This is a genomic window from Gordonia sp. PDNC005 (assembly GCF_016919385.1).
GTDB lineage: Bacteria > Actinomycetota > Actinomycetes > Mycobacteriales > Mycobacteriaceae > Gordonia.
This window is the reverse complement of sequence record NZ_CP070351.1, coordinates 4,221,899-4,237,860: the sequence shown is the minus strand read 5'-3', so window position 1 is coordinate 4,237,860 and position 15,962 is coordinate 4,221,899. Positions and strand designations below refer to the sequence as shown.

Sequence of the window (15,962 nt, the reverse complement as noted above, 5' to 3'; positions counted from 1 at the left end):
CGCCCAGATCGGATCGACCCCGCTTAGTCTCCCTGCGAGACTCTGCCGCCTCGGCAACCGCCGGAAAACGGCAGGTCGCGGCCACAACAGCACCGCCGTCCCCGTCGCCGCGAGCAGCGGCCCGACGATCATCGGACACGCCGCCGATCGAGCATCGCGTCCAACCTGCCGCGGGCATCGGTGAAACCGGAGTCCCGCGACCACACGGTGACGATCGATGCGAAGCCGTCGTCTCCCCGATCGAGCACGCCGATCTCCGCGATCCCACGTCGCCCGCTCGCGTCACGACCCAGTCCCAGCACCACCTGGATCGCCGCGGCCAATTGGCTGTGCAGCGCGACCCGACCCATTCCGCCGAGAGCCGCGAGAGCTTCCATCCGAGCGGGCACCTCCGACGTCGAGTTCGCGTGCAGCGTGCCTCCGCAGCCGTCGTGGCCCGTGTTCAACGCGACGAGCAAGTCGATCACCTCGGCCCCGCGGACCTCACCGACGACGATCCGATCGGGCCGCATCCGGAGCGCTTGACGGACGAGTGTTCGCACCGGAACATCGCCCACCCCTTCCACATTCGCCGTTCGCGCCACCAGCCGAACGACGTGTGGATGCTGCGGTTCGAGCTCCGATGCGTCTTCCACAGTGATGATCCGTTCGTCTGGACCGCACTCGCCGAGCAGCGCGTTGAGCAGTGTCGTCTTGCCGGTCCCCGTGCCACCGACGATCAGAAATGCGAGGCGTCCGACCACGATCCGCCTGAGCAGGTCAACGATCTGCGGGGCGATCGCAGCGGCCGCGGCAAGTGCGTCAAATGTCTGAGTCGCGCTGCGCAGAACCCGCAGCGAGATGCACGTCCCATCGATCGCGAGGGGTGGGATCACCGCGTGCAGGCGAACAGCGATCCCTCGCCGACCGACACCGGACAACTGACCGTCCACCCACGGCTGTGCGTCGTCGAGCCGACGGCCCGCACCGAGCGCGAGTCGGCCTGCGAGGCGACGGACCGAGGCCTCGTCGTCGAAGCGAACGCCGGTGAGCTCAAGCCCGTCACCACGATCCGCCCACACTGCAGACGGTCCGACGACCAGGACGTCGGTCACGGCAGGCTCGGCGAGCAGTCCCTCGAGGCGACCGGCGCCGACCATCTCGGTCTGCAGGTACCGCAGCACGTCGAGCAGATCGGTGTCGCCGAGCAGGCCACCCGACTCGGCGCGGATGGCGTCGGCGATCACCGACGGATCGAGGTCCGACGTCTGCCCGGCGAGCCGTTCCCTCACCCGATCAAGCAGAGCGGCACGTGCGGCCGTCATCGCCGGGCACCGACCGTCAGGCGGGCGCACACGTCGCGAGCCGCTGTCGTCAGCGGTCCTCGCCGACGCAACCGCAGCCCCGACGCTTCACACCGCGCTGCGAGCGACCGTTCCGGCCGGTAGCCGCCGAGAAGCGGAATCCCCACCGCATCGGCGACGTCACGTGCACGCAGCCCTCCCGGCGACGGCCCTCGGACCACAAGCACCGCGTCACGATCGCCGACCATCCGGGCAGCCGTCCGACGTGTCGCCGCCACCGCGTGCACCGACGCCGTCGTCACGACGACGACGAAGTCGGCCGTGTCGATCAGCCCCGACGCCGCTGGGCCCGGTGCACGTCCGACGTCGGCGACAACCACGTCACCTGCGGTTCGGCCCGCGTCGACGACGGCGAGAACGGTGTCCGGCCGCAGGGGCGACACGTCGTCGCGGGCGGGCCCGATCACGCTCACTCGGCCCACTCGCGGAAGGGCTGCCCGCAGCGCCGGACCGCTGATCACGCCGGTCTCACCGGTCACGTCCGCCCACCGGAGCCCCGACTTCTCCTCCACGCCGAGAAGGAGATCGACACCTGCACCCGCCTGATCGGCATCGATGAGCAGCACATCGTCTGTCGCGCCTGCCGTCAAGGCGACCGCGGCGGCCAACGTGGACGCTCCGGCTCCGCCGTGCCCTCCGATCACCGCGACGGCACCGGCCGGTCTACGAACTGGGCGGCGAAACTCCGACAGCGCGCTCACCAGGGCCGACTCCTCGGCCGGCAGCACAAATCCACCCTGCGCACCCAATGCCATCCCCGACTGCCAGCCACGCTGATCGTCTCCGGCGCCGACCACGACCAGCCCGGGTCGGCGAGGTGGACGCAGCGTGGTCAGCACCTCCAGCGCATCGGCGTCCGCGGCGACGGCCGTCGCCCTGAGCCAGTCGTGTCGGCACGATGACGGTTCGCCGATCACCACCGCGTACCCGGTCGCGGCTGCGCACCGGGCGACGTCCGGGTGCAGATCGGGATCGGTCAGAACCAGCAGCACATCACTCATGGCCGACATCGTCGACCCGATGTCAGAAAAGTGGAAGTGCGTTATCCACAGGCTTGCGCCATTTCGACACCCCGCCTCGGCGAGAGCTCAATGAGCAGCTGTGCGCACGACGTGCTTCTGGACCTTGCCGGTCGCGGTCTTCGGCAGGGCGTCGACGATCTCGATGGCCTTGGGCGTCTTGAATCCCGCAAGACGTTCCTTGGCCCATTCGATGAGCTCGCCCGCGTCGACGACGGCGTCGGGGACGGTGACGATCACCGCCGTCACGGCTTCGCCCCATCGCTCGTGCGGACGTCCGACGACGGCCGCCTCGGCAACCGCGGGATGCCCCAGCAGCACTCGCTCCACCTCGACGGAACTGACGTTCTCACCACCGGATTTGATGATGTCCTTCGAGCGGTCGGTGAACCAGACGACGGCCTCGTCGTCGAGGTGCCCGATGTCGCCGCCGTGGAACCAACCATGCGCGAACGCTTCGGTGTTCGCGTCGGTGTTGTTCCAGTACCCCTCCATCAACTGAGGGCTGCGGTACACGATCTCGCCGGTCTCGCCGGCAGCCAGCAGTCCGCCGTCCGCGCCCATGATCGCGACGTCGGTCGACACTGTCGCCGGGCCCCAGGACTCGTCTTTGACGCCCTGATGTCCGTTCCACTGGAGCTCCGACGCCGGGGTGGTCTCTGTCTGGCCCGAGCCGAGGATGATCGCGGCGCCCGGGAACCGAGCACGTACACCGGCCAGCACCTGCTGCGCCATCGGCGCCATCGCGTACAGGCCGGTGATCAGCGACGACGTGTTCTCGTCCGTCAGCGCGGGCTGCGCGACAAGCGCCGCCCACATCATCGGAAGGAGAGTCACATGGGTCACCCGATGGTCGACGAAGGTCTGCGCAAGCGCGGCCGGATCGAATCCGCGCAGCAGTACCGCGGTGCCGCCGACGAGCAGCGTCGGGAGCATCAGCGCGTCGAGCGCTGTCACGTGGAACAACGGCAGCACGATCGGCTGAACAGGATGCGCCACATCGGGCCGCAGCCCCAGACCGAGCGCCGACGACAACGCCCCGATGTGCACCGCGACGTGGCTGGTCAGCACGCCTTTCGGGCGAGATGTGGTGCCCGACGTGTACAGGCAGTGGACGATGTCGCGGTCGTCCACAAGGGTCTCGACGACGGAGGCGTCGGCGGAGACCACTGCGTCCCACGCGACGGTCGGGACACCCGCGATGTCCGACGGCGCGTCGCCGACCATGATCACCTCGGTCACCTCGGCCGGACCGTCGGCGAAGGCACCGGTCAGGACCGGTACGAACGCCGCCTCGCTGATGACGCCCCGGACGCCGCTGTCGGCGAGTTGATACGCCACGTCGGATGGCGAGATGGCCAAGTTCAACGGCATCGCGGTGACACCGATCTTGGCGAGCGCGAACAGCGCCACGGGGAACTGCCAGCGGTTCTGCAGCTGAAGTGCCACAGCATCGCCCCGCACCAGTCCGCGCGCGAGGAGTCCACGCGCCAGCGCGTTCGACCGGGCCTCCAGCTCTCGGAAGCTCACCGTCACGTCCCCGTCGACGACCGCTGGGCGATCACCGAACTGGCGCGCGGCGCGTGTGGGGAGGTCACCGATGCATACGCGGTGAGTCAGATTGACCGTCAGCTCGTCGACGCCCGACAGGTCGGGACGCATGCCCGCCACGTCAGGACTGCCCGGTGAACGGCGGCACGAACACACAAGGCACCTTCACCGGATGCTCCGGATCGAGTGCGTTCAACGCGAAGTAGGCGGCTCGCCGGGACCCTGCGATCGCAAGGTGATCACTGAAATCCTTCGAGCAGGTGTCCTGGACGACGATGTTCTTCACGCTCTCGCCTGCACGCGGCCGCACGTAGCCCGCAGTGAACGGAACCACCAGCTCGTCGAACCTGGTCATGATGTTGGTGTACGACACACCCTTGACGTACGGGCTGCCGCCCTTCCAGATCTTCTTGTTGAACGGCGACCCGGGCAGCATCGCTCCGCAGCCGATGCACATCGGCATCGGGACCGCGCCGATCGCCTCCCCCAGTTTGGTCATCACCGGGTTCAGCGACCCGGTGCCGCGCCACAGTGGCGCCAGCGAAACGTACTTCGTGACCTTCGACGCCCCGCCGTAGTACTTCAGGTAGTACGTCGGCATGTACGTGCCCTGCGAGTGCCCGATGAGGTCGACGGTCTTCGCGCCGGTCGCCTTCAACACGCGGTTGACGAACTTCGCCAGCTGCGCGGCGCTGACCTGCTGGAAGTCCATTCCTCCGACCGCCGTGAACGGCCACGGCCAGCCTTTGAGCGCACCGTAGGTGAGTGCGAAGACGCAGTAGCCGCGGTTCTTCAGCATCGGGACGTACGCGCCCCAGTTGGTGGTCTTGGCGCCGCCGGTGCCGTGCACCAGGACGACAGGCCGCGGGTGTGCTGCGGTCGGTTTGCAGGAGAAGTCGTTCGATCCCGGCAGCGACGATCCTGGGTGCTGCAGTTCTTGCGGGATGCCGCCGAAGAAGTTGAAGTTCTCCGGCATTTTCTTCGCCTCGGCGGCACCGGGCGCGACCAGCGCGGTCACACACAACAGTGCGGCGCACACGGCGACCGCTAGACGTCCTGCGAATCTCATCTCGAGACCTTCCCCCAAGGCCGCACGTAGACGACCTAGCGATTGCTTGGTTAGAGCGAAGGTACACGGGTCCCACAGCAAGGGGAAGGGGATGAACGGACGGCGAAAAAGGCCGTAGATAGAAGACGACCCCGACCAGGGGGGAGGAGGTCGGGGTCATCAGCGTTTCAGCCCCGGGGGGTCGGGCTGAAAGCCTCCGGCAATGCCGGACACATTTGAATTTACACGCGCCCGCGCGAAGATTGCAACACCAACTATCTTTCATTTCTGTTCCGTGGATCACACCGCGACATTCACCTCGCCCCCGTACGATGCGACCGTGACCACGGCACAGCCGAACCGGATAGCCGCGTTCTTCGACCTCGACAAAACAGTGATCGCACGGTCGAGCGCACTCGCCTTCACCCGCCCGTTCTACGACGGTGGGCTGCTGACCAGACGGGCGATGCTCCGATCCGCGGTCGCCCAGCTCCAGTTCCTCCTGGCGAACGCCGACGAGAGCCAGGTCGACAAGCTGCGCAAGCACGTGACCGACATGTGCACCGGCTGGAATGCCGCGCAGGTCAAGGCCATCGTCGCCGAGACACTCGACGACGTGGTGCGCCCCGTCGTCTTCCCTGAGGCCCTCGAACTGATCGCGCAGCACAAAGCCGCCGGGCACGACGTCGTGCTGATCTCCGCGTCGGGCATCGAGATGGTGGAGCCGATCGGCGAGCTGCTGGGTGTCGACATCGTTCGCGCCAGCCGCATGCGGATCGTCGACGGTCACTACTCCGGCGACCTCGACTTCTACTGCTACGGCGACGAGAAGGCCGTCGCCGTAGCGGACCTCGCAACAGAGAAGGGATACGACCTCACGAAGTCGTACTCCTACTCCGACTCGATCACCGATCTCCCCATGCTCGAGGCCGTCGGACACCCCGCGGTAGTCAATCCCGACAGACCGTTGCGGCAACACGCCGAGGCCAATGCCTGGGAGATTCTCGACTTCGACACCCCCTCCGCGGCCGCACACCGGCCGAGTCCGTCGACCGTCGGACGAACCGCCCTGTGCGCCACGGGAATCGGCGCAATCGCCGCTGCCGCGGTGCTCTACCAGCGGCATCACTCCCGTCATTCGGCTGATCGAGCCGCCTGAAAGTTCTTTCACGAATCGCTTGCAGTGATCCGCATCACAGCGTAGAAAAGGGGTACGGAATCGCAGACGGCAAAGCTCAGGCCAGCAGAGAAGGCCTGATCCCCCGGAAGCGGCTCCCAGCACGGACGGCTAGCACCCACGCGGAGCACGCCGCATTGGCACAAGCGTTGTGCGCCTGCGACACCGCCGGCATCATTCGTGACCATCCCGCCAGAGAAGTACTCAGCCTGGGAACCACGTCGAGATTCCAGCGGCCACCCGCCGAGGCGACCCCACAACCCACCCAGCACGCTTGGTAACTTGCGTCCGTGCTTGCGGGCGACACCCCTTCATCCGGATCTTCACCGGGAGGGATGTCGCCCGCATTTATGTGGTTTCGACTGCGCTCAACCGGCGACAGAAAGTCCGCTCAGCCCGCGGCGGCGTCGGCGATCGACTTGGCTTCGGCTGCACCGGCCTCCATCGCTTCACAGCACAGGACGATCCAGGCGCCGATGGCGCCTGCATCACCGGTCCCGAAGAGCGCCGACAGCTCCCGGTAGTCGCCGATCCGGCGCAGCCACGTCACCTCGGGAACACCGAGCAGGTGCGGATCCAGGCCGGTCGCCGCCGATACGAGACGTGACGCGCCGCGCGCGACAACACCGTTGCCCTCGGTGAACGGCGCCAATGACAGCAGTTCACCGTGCACGACAGCAGCCAGAACGGGCGCCGGCACAGTGGACTGTCCGGTGATCAGCTGACCGAGGAAGTCCAGACGCTGCGCGATGTGCGGCTCTGTCCGCGGCCGCCCGAGGAGTGCAGCGTCGTCGACCAGACCGGCGGCGGCAAGAGTGTGGAGGCGCGCCAACGCCTGAGCCGGCGCCCGACGGAACACCGCACCTAGTTGGTCGATGCCGTCGGCGTCCAACGCCTGCGCAACGCGTATCGCGCCGTCGGTGATCGGGTCGTCGAACTGCGCATCACGCTGGAGTTCCACGCTTCCGCCCTCGATGGCCGCCGACGACCGGCCTGCCCGCCACGACGCCTCGCGCGAGGTCTTGTCCCAGCCACGCAGGTTGTATCGGTGACGGTGAACGGCGCTCAGCGCGTCACGCGCCGACTCCGCGGCGTCGCGGACGTCGGGCAGCTCGAGGAGCGGGGCCAGGGGATCAGCACTCACCCCGGCCACGATAGTCGCGGGTCCACCTGTCGCGTCACAGCGACCGTTCATCGCGTGGACCGGGCCGTGAGACGTACCGCTACTCGCATGCAACGTCAGGTGACTACCCTCACAGTGTGAGCTGATCCGGCGTGTGCGAATCGCCGACATTCGAGATTGGAAAGGCAACGACGATGACTGAAGCCAGCAAGGTGTACCCGCCCTCAGACGACTTCGCCGCGAACGCCAACGCGACCGCCGAGATGTACACCAGGGCGGATGCGGACCCCGACGAGTTCTGGGCGGAGCAGGCGCGTCGCCTCGACTGGGCGAAGCCGTTCGAGCAGGTCCTGGACTGGTCGAACGCGCCTTTCGCGAAGTGGTTCGTCGGAGGCGAGCTGAACGTCTCGGTGAACTGCGTCGACCGCCACGTGGCGGCAGGCAAGGGCGACCGAGTCGCCATCCACTGGATCGGCGAACCGATCGACGACACCCGCGACATCACCTACAGCCAGCTCAAGGACGAGGTCTCGCGCGCAGCGAACTACCTGTCGTCGATCGGCTTGCAGGCGGGCGACCGCGTCGCGATTTACATGCCGATGGTCCCGGAGGCGATCATCTCGATGCTCGCGTGTGCGCGCCTCGGCCTCACCCACTCAGTGGTGTTCGCAGGCTTCTCGGCGGCGGCACTCCGCTCCCGCGTCGACGATGCCGAGGCGAAGGTCGTCATCACCACCGACGGACAGTTCCGTCGTGGTCAGCCCGCACCGCTGAAGGAGGCCGTCGACGAGGCCCTCGGCACCGGAGCCGACGCCGCGCCGTCCATCGAGAAGGTCATCGTCGTCCGTCGCACCAACCACGATCCGGATCTCAACTGGGTGGAGGGTCGCGACGTCTGGTGGGAAGACACCGTCGGCGAGGCGTCGCCGAACCACGAGCCGGAGTCGTTCGACGCCGAGCATCCCTTGTTCCTGCTCTACACGTCGGGCACCACGGGTAAGCCGAAGGGCATCGTCCACTCGTCGGGCGGCTACCTGACGCAGGCGTCGTACACCTTCCACAACGTGTTCGACCACAAGGAGGGCCGCGACGTCTTCTGGTGCGGCGCGGACATCGGCTGGGTGACCGGCCACAGCTACCTCGTGTACGGCCCGCTCTCCAACGGCGCCACCGAAGTGATCTACGAGGGCACCCCGAACTCGCCGAACGAGCACCGCCACTTCCAGATCATCGAGAAGTACGGCGTCACCACCTACTACATCGCGCCGACTCTGATCCGCACGTTCATGAAGTGGGGCCGCGAGATCCCCGACGCCCATGACCTCTCGTCGCTCCGCCTGCTCGGCAGCGTCGGCGAGCCGATCAACCCGGAGGCATGGCGCTGGTACAACGACGTGATCGGCGGCGGACGCTGCCCGATCGTCGACACCTGGTGGCAGACCGAGACCGGCGGCATCATGATCTCCCCGCTGCCCGGCGTCACCGCCACCAAGCCGGGTTCGGCGATGCGGCCGCTGCCGGGCATCAGCGCGAACATCGTCGACGACAACGCCAACCCCGTCGGCGCGGGCGAGCAGGGCTATCTGGTCCTCGATCGTCCGTGGCCGGGCATGCTGCGCGGCATCTGGGGCGACCCGGAGCGTTTCAAGGAGACCTACTGGTCGCGGTTCGAAGACCAGGGCTGGTACTTCGCGGGCGACGGCGCGCGGTACGACGAGGACGGAGCACTCTGGGTGCTTGGCCGCGTCGACGACGTCATGAACGTGTCGGGGCACCGGATCTCGACGTCCGAGGTCGAATCCGCACTCGTCGCGCATCCCGCCGTCGCGGAGGCCGCCGTGATCGGCGCAGCCGATGAGACGACCGGTCAGGGCATCGTCGCGTTTGTCATCCTGATGGGCGGCATCGAGAACACCGGCGACGCACTGATCGCCGAGATGCGGCAGCAGGTGGCCGTGGACATCTCGCCGATCGCCAAGCCTCGCGAGATCAACATCGTCCCCGAGCTTCCGAAGACCCGTTCCGGCAAGATCATGCGGCGGCTTCTCAAAGACGTCGCGGAAGGCCGCGAGCTCGGCGACACCTCGACGCTCGTCGACCCGTCGGTGTTCGAGGCGATTCGCGCCAAGCGCGCCTGACAGTCTCTCAACGAGGCATTCGACGACAAACGAGGCACGCATGCGTGCCTCGTTTGTCGTTGAGTGCCTCGTGTGGCCGGCTCAGCCTGCGACGGCGTGAATGACTGGGGCTCGCACGATCACGTCGGGGCATTCCGGATCGAACCAGCGGTCGATGCGCGCCCAGTGGACGGGGTGCAGCATGTACTGACCGACAACGGCGCCGGTGTCGGTGAACCACTGCTCCCACACGTGAGTCCAGCTCGAACCGTCCTCGACCCGGCTCAGGCGCCACGCGAGTATCGACGAGATATGTGTCGGCATGTCGAGGGTCTCCCGCTCGAAACGCGCGACGACGTCCGGTGCGGTGCCGGGCTCCACCCGAAGAAGCAGCGCACGGTAGACGCCCGCAGTCGGATCGGTCACCCGCGAACCCTGGACTCCACCGTCGAAGTCTGCTCCGTCGACGCGCAGCACGGCGCCGTCGTCGGCGAGCACCGTGTCGATCGCGGTGCGGACCGCCGAGTCGGCAGTGCATCGAAGAAGCACGTCACCCGCCCGCAACGACGATCGGTGTGTCGGCTGAACCACTGCAGCGGGATCTGAGCCGACAACACCGCGCAGTCGCCGGACGACGGCTGCCACGTCCTCGGACCGATGGAGGTGGATCAGGCGGACCATCTCAGACATCGCACAGCTCCGCCACGTCGCAGACTGAGGCCTCCATCGTCCGTGTCCGGTGGACGACGAGGTCGGCCACCGAGTCCCACCACCGGGCGGGAGCGTCGTCGTGGCGGGCAGCTAGCGCGCTCGACCACCATCCGCCTGCTCCGTCGACGACCCACGTCACAGTGAGAACGTTCGAATCGTCGGCGAGGAACAGTGGAGGCGACAAAGTCATCCGGTCGAGCCTCATCCCACGATCGCGGGCGCCTGGCATGTACGTGCTCTGGTACTCGTCGACGAACTCGCGAGCGCGACCGGCGGCGATCTCGACTCGGTCGACTATGTAGACGTCAATGGTGCTCACCCGACGCACCGTATGCGCGAGCGGACCCTCGAATCGGTCGCCGTTCTCATTCACCGGGACGTCTGAGGGAAACGCTGCGGCGGTCAGTAGTCGGCATCGACCGGCAGGCATGGCAACATGAAGTCCGACCAACGTACAGCTTGAGGGAGAATTCGTGAGCGGCAATCAGGACACCTGGCCTCCGCAGCCCGCAGACGCCCCGCGTGTGCCGTCGATCCCGTTGTCGGACGCCAATCTGGGTCCGGACGGTGAACCGACCATCGGCAACCTCGTCAAGGATGCGACGGCCAGCGCGTCGACGCTGTTCCGCGCCGAGCTCGCGCTCGCGAAGTCGGAACTCGTCACCGAGGCCAAGAAGGCCGGAGCAGGCAGCGGCCTGATCATCGGCGCCGCAGTCCTGCTGCTGTACGCGAGCCTGTTCTTCTTCGTCTTCCTCGGCTTCCTGCTCGACGTGTGGCTCCCGACATGGGCGGCGTTCGGCATCGTGTTCCTGCTGCTCCTGGTCGTGTCGATCGCCGCGATCGGCGTGGGATACATCCTGTTCAAGAAACTGAAGGCTCCGGAGAAGACGATCGAGTCGCTGAACTCGATCACCGAGGTGATCCCGGGTCGCCCGGCGTCGACCGGTGGTGTCGCGCACCCGCAGATCCCGCCGGCTCGCGACCCGATGGCTCGCTGACCACCGACCAACACATCAGCGTGACGTCACCTCCCCCGGATCCGACGGAGGTCCGCTTCGACGGGCCGTGGCAGCATTTCGACGTGCGTGCAGGCGGTCTGCGCTTCCACGCCGTGGAGAGTGAGCAGTCAGTCGCCGATCGCCCTCTCGTCCTGCTGCTGCACGGCTTCGGCGAGTTCTGGTGGACGTGGCGACATCAACTCCCCGCACTCACCGCCGCCGGGTACCGCGCGGTCGCAGTCGACCTGCGTGGCTACGGCGACACCGACAAGCCGCCGCGCGGCTACGACGGGTGGACACTGGCAGGCGACACGCACGCTCTCATCCGAGCGCTCGGGCACTCGTCGGCGTCTCTCGTCGGGCACGCCGACGGCGGACTCGTCTGCTGGGCGACGGCCACGCTCCATCCGCGGGCGGTCGACCGCGTAGTGGTCCTGTCCTCACCGCATCCCCGTGCACTCCGGCAGGGCGCCCTGTTCAACTCGGAGGAGCGCACAGCGTTCCTCGCACCGTTCCTGCACAACCAGCTCCCGCGCATCGGTGAACGTCGCCTCACGCGAGGCGACGGCGCGTTTGTGGAGGAGTACTTCACCGAGCGGTCCGGGCGAGCATGGCGAGAGACGCCCGACTTCGCCGAAGCGATCACACGCAACCGGCTCGCGATCCAGATCCCGGGCGTCGCCCATTGCAGTCTGGAGTACCGCCGCTGGGCGTTCCGCTCGCAGTTCCGGCCCGACGGCTGGCGGTTCATGGAACTGATGAACAAGCGCCTCGATCACCCGTTCCTGGCCCTCCGCGGCCGCGAGGACGATTACATCCTCGACTCCCTCATGGCGCAGAGCCGCGAATGGTCACGCGACTTCGACTACCGCGTCGTCAGTGGTGCCGGGCACTTCCTTCACCAAGAAGCACCGAGCGCGGTGAACGTCGCGATCCTGGAGCACCTCGACCGCTGAAGCCACTCGCAGAAAGCTACTTCGCGGTCACGCACTTCTGAGTGCTGACGGCGGAGGTCCGGCCGCTCGCAGCCGCGAGATCTTGCTGCACCTGAGATGCGGTGAGGGCGAATCCCGTGTCGTCCGCGGGGTCCTGCGAGGCGCCGAACACGAGGCCGAGCACCTTGCCGTCCTCGGTGATCATCGGGCCGCCCGAGTTTCCGGAGCGGATGAGGCCACGCATCGTGTACACCTCACGCTGTACCGGCTTGGGGCTCTGATAGATGTCCGGGCCGTTGAGGTTCACCACGTTCCGGATGCGGACCGGGGTGATCGTGTACGGACCGTTCTCGGGGAAGCCGAGCACGATCGCGTCGTCGGACGTCGACGCCTGATCCGCCGCGAAATCGAGCGACGGGGCACGCAGGTTCGGGACGTCCAGGATCGCGACGTCGGTCCGGTAGTTGAACCAGACGACGGTCGCGTCGAGATGCCGACCGCGGGCCGTCTCGACGGATACTTCGTCGGTGCCGGCGACGACGTGCGCATTGGTCATGATCCGGTTCGGTCCGACGACGAACCCACTGCCCTCCAACGACTGTCCGCAGCTCCGCGCGACGCCGGTGATCTTGATGACGCTCGGCCGCACCTGCCGGACGATCGGGAGTTCGGCGAGTTGCCGGTCCGGCTCGTCGACGTTGGAGACCTTCGTCGCGCCGAAGGGACCGATGACCTCCTTGATGCCGGAGGAGTCGATCAGCTCGGTCAGTTCGTCTGGAACGTTCCGCATCCACTGCGGCGCGACGTCGTCGACGGCTTGCACGATGCGTGAGTCGTCGACCGCCTGCGAGATACGCGGCTGATCGGCGCCCCGCAACGGGAACGACAGCAGCCACGCGGCCACCAGGATCGCGACAACCTGCAGCACCGACCCGACGCCGCTGTCTACGCGCCGGAGTGTCGGTGAGTGGATGCTGCTGCGGGCGGCCCGGCCGAGCACCATCCCCGACAGCTCGCCCACCACGATGAGCCCGATGATCAACAGGACCCCGACCGCGAGACGCAGCCGACCGTCGTCGAACTGTTTGATCACCAGCGGCGCGAGGAGCACACCGGCGACCGCGCCGATCAGGACGCCTGCGAACGCGAGGGCCGACGCCGCCGCTCCCTGGCGGTATCCGCTGAACGCTGCCAGGAGCGCAATCGCGACGATGATGAGGTCCACCCAGACGGACCCGGTCACTGCGGCGACTCCGGGACGTCGGCGGTGGCGAATCCCGACTCCTGGCGGTTGCCCGTCGCGGCGATCATCTTCTCGAGCGGCCGCACATCGTTCTTGTCCCAGGGCACTTCCCAGCCCGCGGCTTCGGCGATCGCTGCGATGATCCCACCGGTGAAGCCCCACACGAGCATGCCGTCGAGCAGAAAGGCGGGGCCGCGGTACACGTTGCCGCCCATGAACGACCGACTCACCTGGAAACGGTTCTCCGGCTTGAGCAGTTCACGGAGGTTGACCCGCGTGACGCGCGCCGTCTCACCCTCGTCCACCACGCGGACCGCCGTCGGCGACGACCAGTGCGCGAGCACCGGCGTCACTTCGAACCCGGACGGCACGGGAAACGTCGGCAACGACGCGAGAACGTCGACCCCCTGAGGGATCAGTCCGGTCTCCTCGTAGGCTTCGCGCAGTGCCGTGCCGACCGGGAAATCGTCCCCGGGGTCACGGCTGCCGCCGGGGAACGCGATCTGACCGCTGTGGGTGCGCAGCGTCGCCGCCCGTTCGGTCAGCAGGACGTCGGCGTCGGCGGGCACACCGCCGGGATGGTCTGCGGCGGCCTCGAACGCACCCCCGAACAGCACGAGCACCGATGCCGCGCGCGAACTGCGGAGCGCGGCCACCCACTTCGAGCGGTCGCCGCCACGGTTGAGGACCGACTCATTGACGGCACTCACATCGTCGGTGACTGCGCGCATCCACTCGGGAACCGCGGCGCGGTCGACCAGAGGGCCGGGTGTGTAATCGGGTCCTCGGCGGCTCACGAAGCAGCCCCCAGGTCGACGCCCAACTGCTCGCGGACGGCCCCGGTCAGGTCCTCGTAAGTCTCGAACACACGCGGCAACACCGCCGCCACAGATCCGTCCGCACGAATGAACACCGTCGACGGGAAAACGCGTGGCGCCTTCACAGCCTGCGCGATCGAACCTTGAGGATCAGTGACGACCGGCAAGTGGACTCCGACCTCTTGAAGGAACTTGAGAACGAAGTACGGCTTGTCTCCGCCCTCGCGTGCGTGCACTGCGAGCACGTTCAGCTTGTCATCCGAGGTCGCCGACAGTCGGTCGAACAGGGGAAGCTCTCGTCGGCAGGGCAGGCACCACACCGCCCACATGTTGATGACCAACGGCTTTCCGGCCGTCGCGGCGCCGACATCAATCGTCGAGCCGTCTCCCATGCACGGCGCAGTCACGCCTGCCAGTGGGCCGGTCGAGGCGGCGCCGCTGCCTGCCGGGCACGGGTTCAGCGCCGCGTCCCGGCGAGCGGTGTCGATCTCGCTCTGCGCCACCGTCTGGTCGGTGATGCCGGACGGCGGGCTGCTCGGCGCGGCGGGCGTCGCCGGTTCGTCGGCACCCCGCGGCCACAGGGCGACGACCAGTGCGATCGTCACGATGACGAACGCGATCATCGCCCGCATTCCGGGCAGCGCGAACGTCTTCTTCAGGGTGTCCATCGTGCTCATTCGGTGATTCCCGCCAATGCAAGGAGATGGTCGGTCTCCGGGCCCTTCACGAGGGCCGCGGCCTTGACCGGATCGACCTGTCCCTCACCGTACGACGGGCAGTCCTTCGCGAGCAGACAGACGCCGCACGCCGGAGTCCTGGCGTGGCAGACGCGCCGACCGTGGAAGATGATGCGGTGCGACAGGTCAGTCCACTCCTTGCGCGGGATCAGCTCTCCGACGACCTTCTCGACCTTCACCGGATCGGTCTCCTGAGTCCAGTCCCACCGCCGGACGAGACGACCGAAGTGAGTGTCGACGGTGATGCCGGGTACGCCGAACGCGTTGCCGAGCACCACGTTCGCCGTCTTCCGTCCGAATCCGGGGAGTGTGACGAGTTCTTTCAGAGTGCCCGGCACCTCACCGTCGAACCTGTCGACGAGCGCCTGACCGAGGCCGATGATCGAGTTGGCCTTGTTCCGGTAGAAGCCTGTCGAGCGGATCATCTCCTCCAACTCCGTCCGGTCGGCGCTCGCATACGAGAACGCATCCGGATATCGACGGAAGAGTGCGGGCGTCACCTGATTGACGCGGACGTCTGTGCACTGCGCCGACAGGATCGTCGCCACGGACAGCTCCAGCGGAGTGGTGAAGTCGAGTTCGCAGTACACGTGCGGAAACGCCTCCTGCAGAGTCCTGTTCATCCGACGTGCTCGTCGGACCAGGCCCAGCGGGGTCTCCGGCTTACGTCTGCTCACAACAACCCAGGTTAGCGGCCGCACCGCTGATGCGACGATGCGGTAACAACTCGGTGACGACCGCCGTTCTGGTTTCCCAGCGCGCCGCAGGTTCGTGTTGACTGGCCTGCATGCAAGGTTTGGCAGCTCTCCTGTTCCCTCCGGTGCTGATGTTCTTCGCACTGGCGATGGAGCGAGTTCAGACCGGACTCGACCGACTTTCCGTCGGACGCGCCCACGTCGAGGAGTTTCTGGAGACCGCGGACGAGACCGACGTCGGCAACCTTGCGAAGGACGGACTGCCCGCCGCACTCGACGAACTGCGGCAGCGTCGCAGCAACGATCTGGGCGGAGAACCGGTACTCCCGGCCGAATCTGACGCACGAACGCGCGCCAGCTGACCACAAAAGCGCGCGGTTTTCGGACATTTCACCCTCGTGTGAATGCCTCGTACACGCGTGATCAATTCAACAACTATGATTTTCA

The 15,962-nt window shown here is 67.1% G+C and carries 16 protein-coding genes; 5 read left to right on the top strand and 11 right to left on the bottom strand.

The annotated features are described in order from the left end of the window. Window positions 1-128: 128 nt before the first annotated feature. The 4 genes from JVX90_RS20375 to JVX90_RS20360 all read right to left on the bottom strand — a co-directional run bounded on the left by JVX90_RS20375 (window position 129) and on the right by JVX90_RS20360 (window position 4,982). Window positions 129-1,304 (bottom strand): TadA family conjugal transfer-associated ATPase, encoded by a 1,176-nt coding sequence (locus JVX90_RS20375; RefSeq protein ID WP_205330443.1) that lies wholly within the window; start codon window positions 1,302-1,304, stop codon window positions 129-131. Then, the gene (ssd, locus tag JVX90_RS20370) at window positions 1,301-2,344 is read right to left on the bottom strand and encodes a septum site-determining protein Ssd (RefSeq protein WP_205330442.1); all 1,044 of its coding nucleotides are present in this window, start codon (window positions 2,342-2,344) and stop codon (window positions 1,301-1,303) included. The genes JVX90_RS20375 and ssd overlap by 4 nt, the downstream gene beginning before the upstream one ends. 87 nt (window positions 2,345-2,431) lie before the next feature. Then, entirely contained in the window at window positions 2,432-4,024 is a 1,593-nt protein-coding gene (locus tag JVX90_RS20365) for an AMP-binding protein (RefSeq protein ID WP_240193980.1), read from the bottom strand. A 10-nt stretch (window positions 4,025-4,034) separates the two neighbouring features. Further along, entirely contained in the window at window positions 4,035-4,982 is a 948-nt protein-coding gene (locus JVX90_RS20360; RefSeq protein WP_205330440.1) for an alpha/beta fold hydrolase, read from the bottom strand. 319 nt (window positions 4,983-5,301) lie between these two features. On the opposite strand from JVX90_RS20360, the gene JVX90_RS20355 reads away from it, so the two are divergent. Further along, window positions 5,302-6,120, top strand: coding sequence for an HAD-IB family hydrolase (locus JVX90_RS20355; protein ID WP_205330439.1), 819 nt, complete (start codon window positions 5,302-5,304; stop codon window positions 6,118-6,120). Window positions 6,121-6,529: 409 nt separating this feature from the next. Here the strand turns inward: JVX90_RS20355 and JVX90_RS20350 are convergent, their stop codons facing one another. After that, window positions 6,530-7,282 (bottom strand): oxidoreductase, encoded by a 753-nt coding sequence (locus JVX90_RS20350; RefSeq protein WP_205330438.1) that lies wholly within the window; start codon window positions 7,280-7,282, stop codon window positions 6,530-6,532. Between the two features lie 173 nt (window positions 7,283-7,455). Here JVX90_RS20350 and acs point away from each other — a divergent pair, with 173 nt between their 5' ends. Continuing rightward, complete coding sequence (gene acs, locus JVX90_RS20345) at window positions 7,456-9,399, top strand: acetate--CoA ligase (RefSeq protein WP_205330437.1); 1,944 nt, start codon at window positions 7,456-7,458, stop codon at window positions 9,397-9,399. Between the two features lie 81 nt (window positions 9,400-9,480). Here acs and JVX90_RS20340 read toward each other — a convergent pair whose 3' ends face one another. Then, the gene (locus JVX90_RS20340) at window positions 9,481-10,068 is read right to left on the bottom strand and encodes a Dabb family protein (protein WP_205330436.1); all 588 of its coding nucleotides are present in this window, start codon (window positions 10,066-10,068) and stop codon (window positions 9,481-9,483) included. Next, entirely contained in the window at window positions 10,061-10,408 is a 348-nt protein-coding gene (locus tag JVX90_RS20335; protein ID WP_240193979.1) for a hypothetical protein, read from the bottom strand. The genes JVX90_RS20340 and JVX90_RS20335 overlap by 8 nt, the downstream gene beginning before the upstream one ends. A 154-nt stretch (window positions 10,409-10,562) precedes the next feature. Here JVX90_RS20335 and JVX90_RS20330 point away from each other — a divergent pair, with 154 nt between their 5' ends. Next, the gene (locus JVX90_RS20330) at window positions 10,563-11,087 is read left to right on the top strand and encodes a phage holin family protein (RefSeq protein ID WP_205330434.1); all 525 of its coding nucleotides are present in this window, start codon (window positions 10,563-10,565) and stop codon (window positions 11,085-11,087) included. A 20-nt stretch (window positions 11,088-11,107) separates the two neighbouring features. Beyond that, window positions 11,108-12,043 (top strand): alpha/beta hydrolase, encoded by a 936-nt coding sequence (locus JVX90_RS20325; RefSeq protein WP_205330433.1) that lies wholly within the window; start codon window positions 11,108-11,110, stop codon window positions 12,041-12,043. A 16-nt stretch (window positions 12,044-12,059) separates the two neighbouring features. Here JVX90_RS20325 and JVX90_RS20320 read toward each other — a convergent pair whose 3' ends face one another. From JVX90_RS20320 to nth, 4 genes are all read right to left on the bottom strand, one after another. Then, window positions 12,060-13,265 carry a MarP family serine protease gene (locus tag JVX90_RS20320; protein WP_205330432.1) on the bottom strand — a complete coding sequence of 402 codons (1,206 nt, stop codon included), beginning with the start codon at window positions 13,263-13,265 and terminating at the stop codon, window positions 12,060-12,062. Next, a complete protein-coding gene (locus tag JVX90_RS20315) occupies window positions 13,262-13,996 on the bottom strand; it encodes a CoA pyrophosphatase (protein ID WP_205332526.1) in 735 nt (244 codons plus the stop codon). The genes JVX90_RS20320 and JVX90_RS20315 overlap by 4 nt, the downstream gene beginning before the upstream one ends. Window positions 13,997-14,058: 62 nt before the next feature. After that, the gene (locus tag JVX90_RS20310; protein WP_240193978.1) at window positions 14,059-14,760 is read right to left on the bottom strand and encodes a TlpA disulfide reductase family protein; all 702 of its coding nucleotides are present in this window, start codon (window positions 14,758-14,760) and stop codon (window positions 14,059-14,061) included. Then, window positions 14,757-15,443: an endonuclease III gene (gene nth, locus JVX90_RS20305; protein ID WP_205332524.1), complete on the bottom strand. Its 687-nt coding sequence runs from the start codon at window positions 15,441-15,443 to the stop codon at window positions 14,757-14,759. Before nth ends, JVX90_RS20310 begins: the two co-directional genes overlap by 4 nt. A gap of 164 nt (window positions 15,444-15,607) precedes the next feature. Here nth and JVX90_RS20300 point away from each other — a divergent pair, with 164 nt between their 5' ends. Continuing rightward, window positions 15,608-15,877, top strand: a complete 270-nt coding sequence (locus JVX90_RS20300; RefSeq protein ID WP_205330431.1) for a hypothetical protein — start codon at window positions 15,608-15,610, stop codon at window positions 15,875-15,877. Window positions 15,878-15,962: the final 85 nt, after the last annotated feature.

What these genes read in the sequence shown, in the direction of transcription:
- JVX90_RS20375 (WP_205330443.1), bottom strand. Translation starts at nt 1,304, where the DNA reads ATGACGGCCGCACGTGCCGCTCTGCTTGATCGGGTGAGGGAACGGCTC.
- ssd (WP_205330442.1), bottom strand. Translation starts at nt 2,344, where the DNA reads ATGAGTGATGTGCTGCTGGTTCTGACCGATCCCGATCTGCACCCGGAC.
- JVX90_RS20365 (WP_240193980.1), bottom strand. Translation starts at nt 4,024, where the DNA reads ATGCGTCCCGACCTGTCGGGCGTCGACGAGCTGACGGTCAATCTGACT.
- JVX90_RS20360 (WP_205330440.1), bottom strand. Translation starts at nt 4,982, where the DNA reads ATGAGATTCGCAGGACGTCTAGCGGTCGCCGTGTGCGCCGCACTGTTG.
- acs (WP_205330437.1), top strand. Translation starts at nt 7,456, where the DNA reads ATGACTGAAGCCAGCAAGGTGTACCCGCCCTCAGACGACTTCGCCGCG.
- JVX90_RS20340 (WP_205330436.1), bottom strand. Translation starts at nt 10,068, where the DNA reads ATGTCTGAGATGGTCCGCCTGATCCACCTCCATCGGTCCGAGGACGTG.
- JVX90_RS20315 (WP_205332526.1), bottom strand. Translation starts at nt 13,996, where the DNA reads ATGCGCGCAGTCACCGACGATGTGAGTGCCGTCAATGAGTCGGTCCTC.
- JVX90_RS20310 (WP_240193978.1), bottom strand. Translation starts at nt 14,760, where the DNA reads ATGAGCACGATGGACACCCTGAAGAAGACGTTCGCGCTGCCCGGAATG.
- nth (WP_205332524.1), bottom strand. Translation starts at nt 15,443, where the DNA reads ATGAACAGGACTCTGCAGGAGGCGTTTCCGCACGTGTACTGCGAACTC.
- JVX90_RS20300 (WP_205330431.1), top strand. Translation starts at nt 15,608, where the DNA reads ATGCAAGGTTTGGCAGCTCTCCTGTTCCCTCCGGTGCTGATGTTCTTC.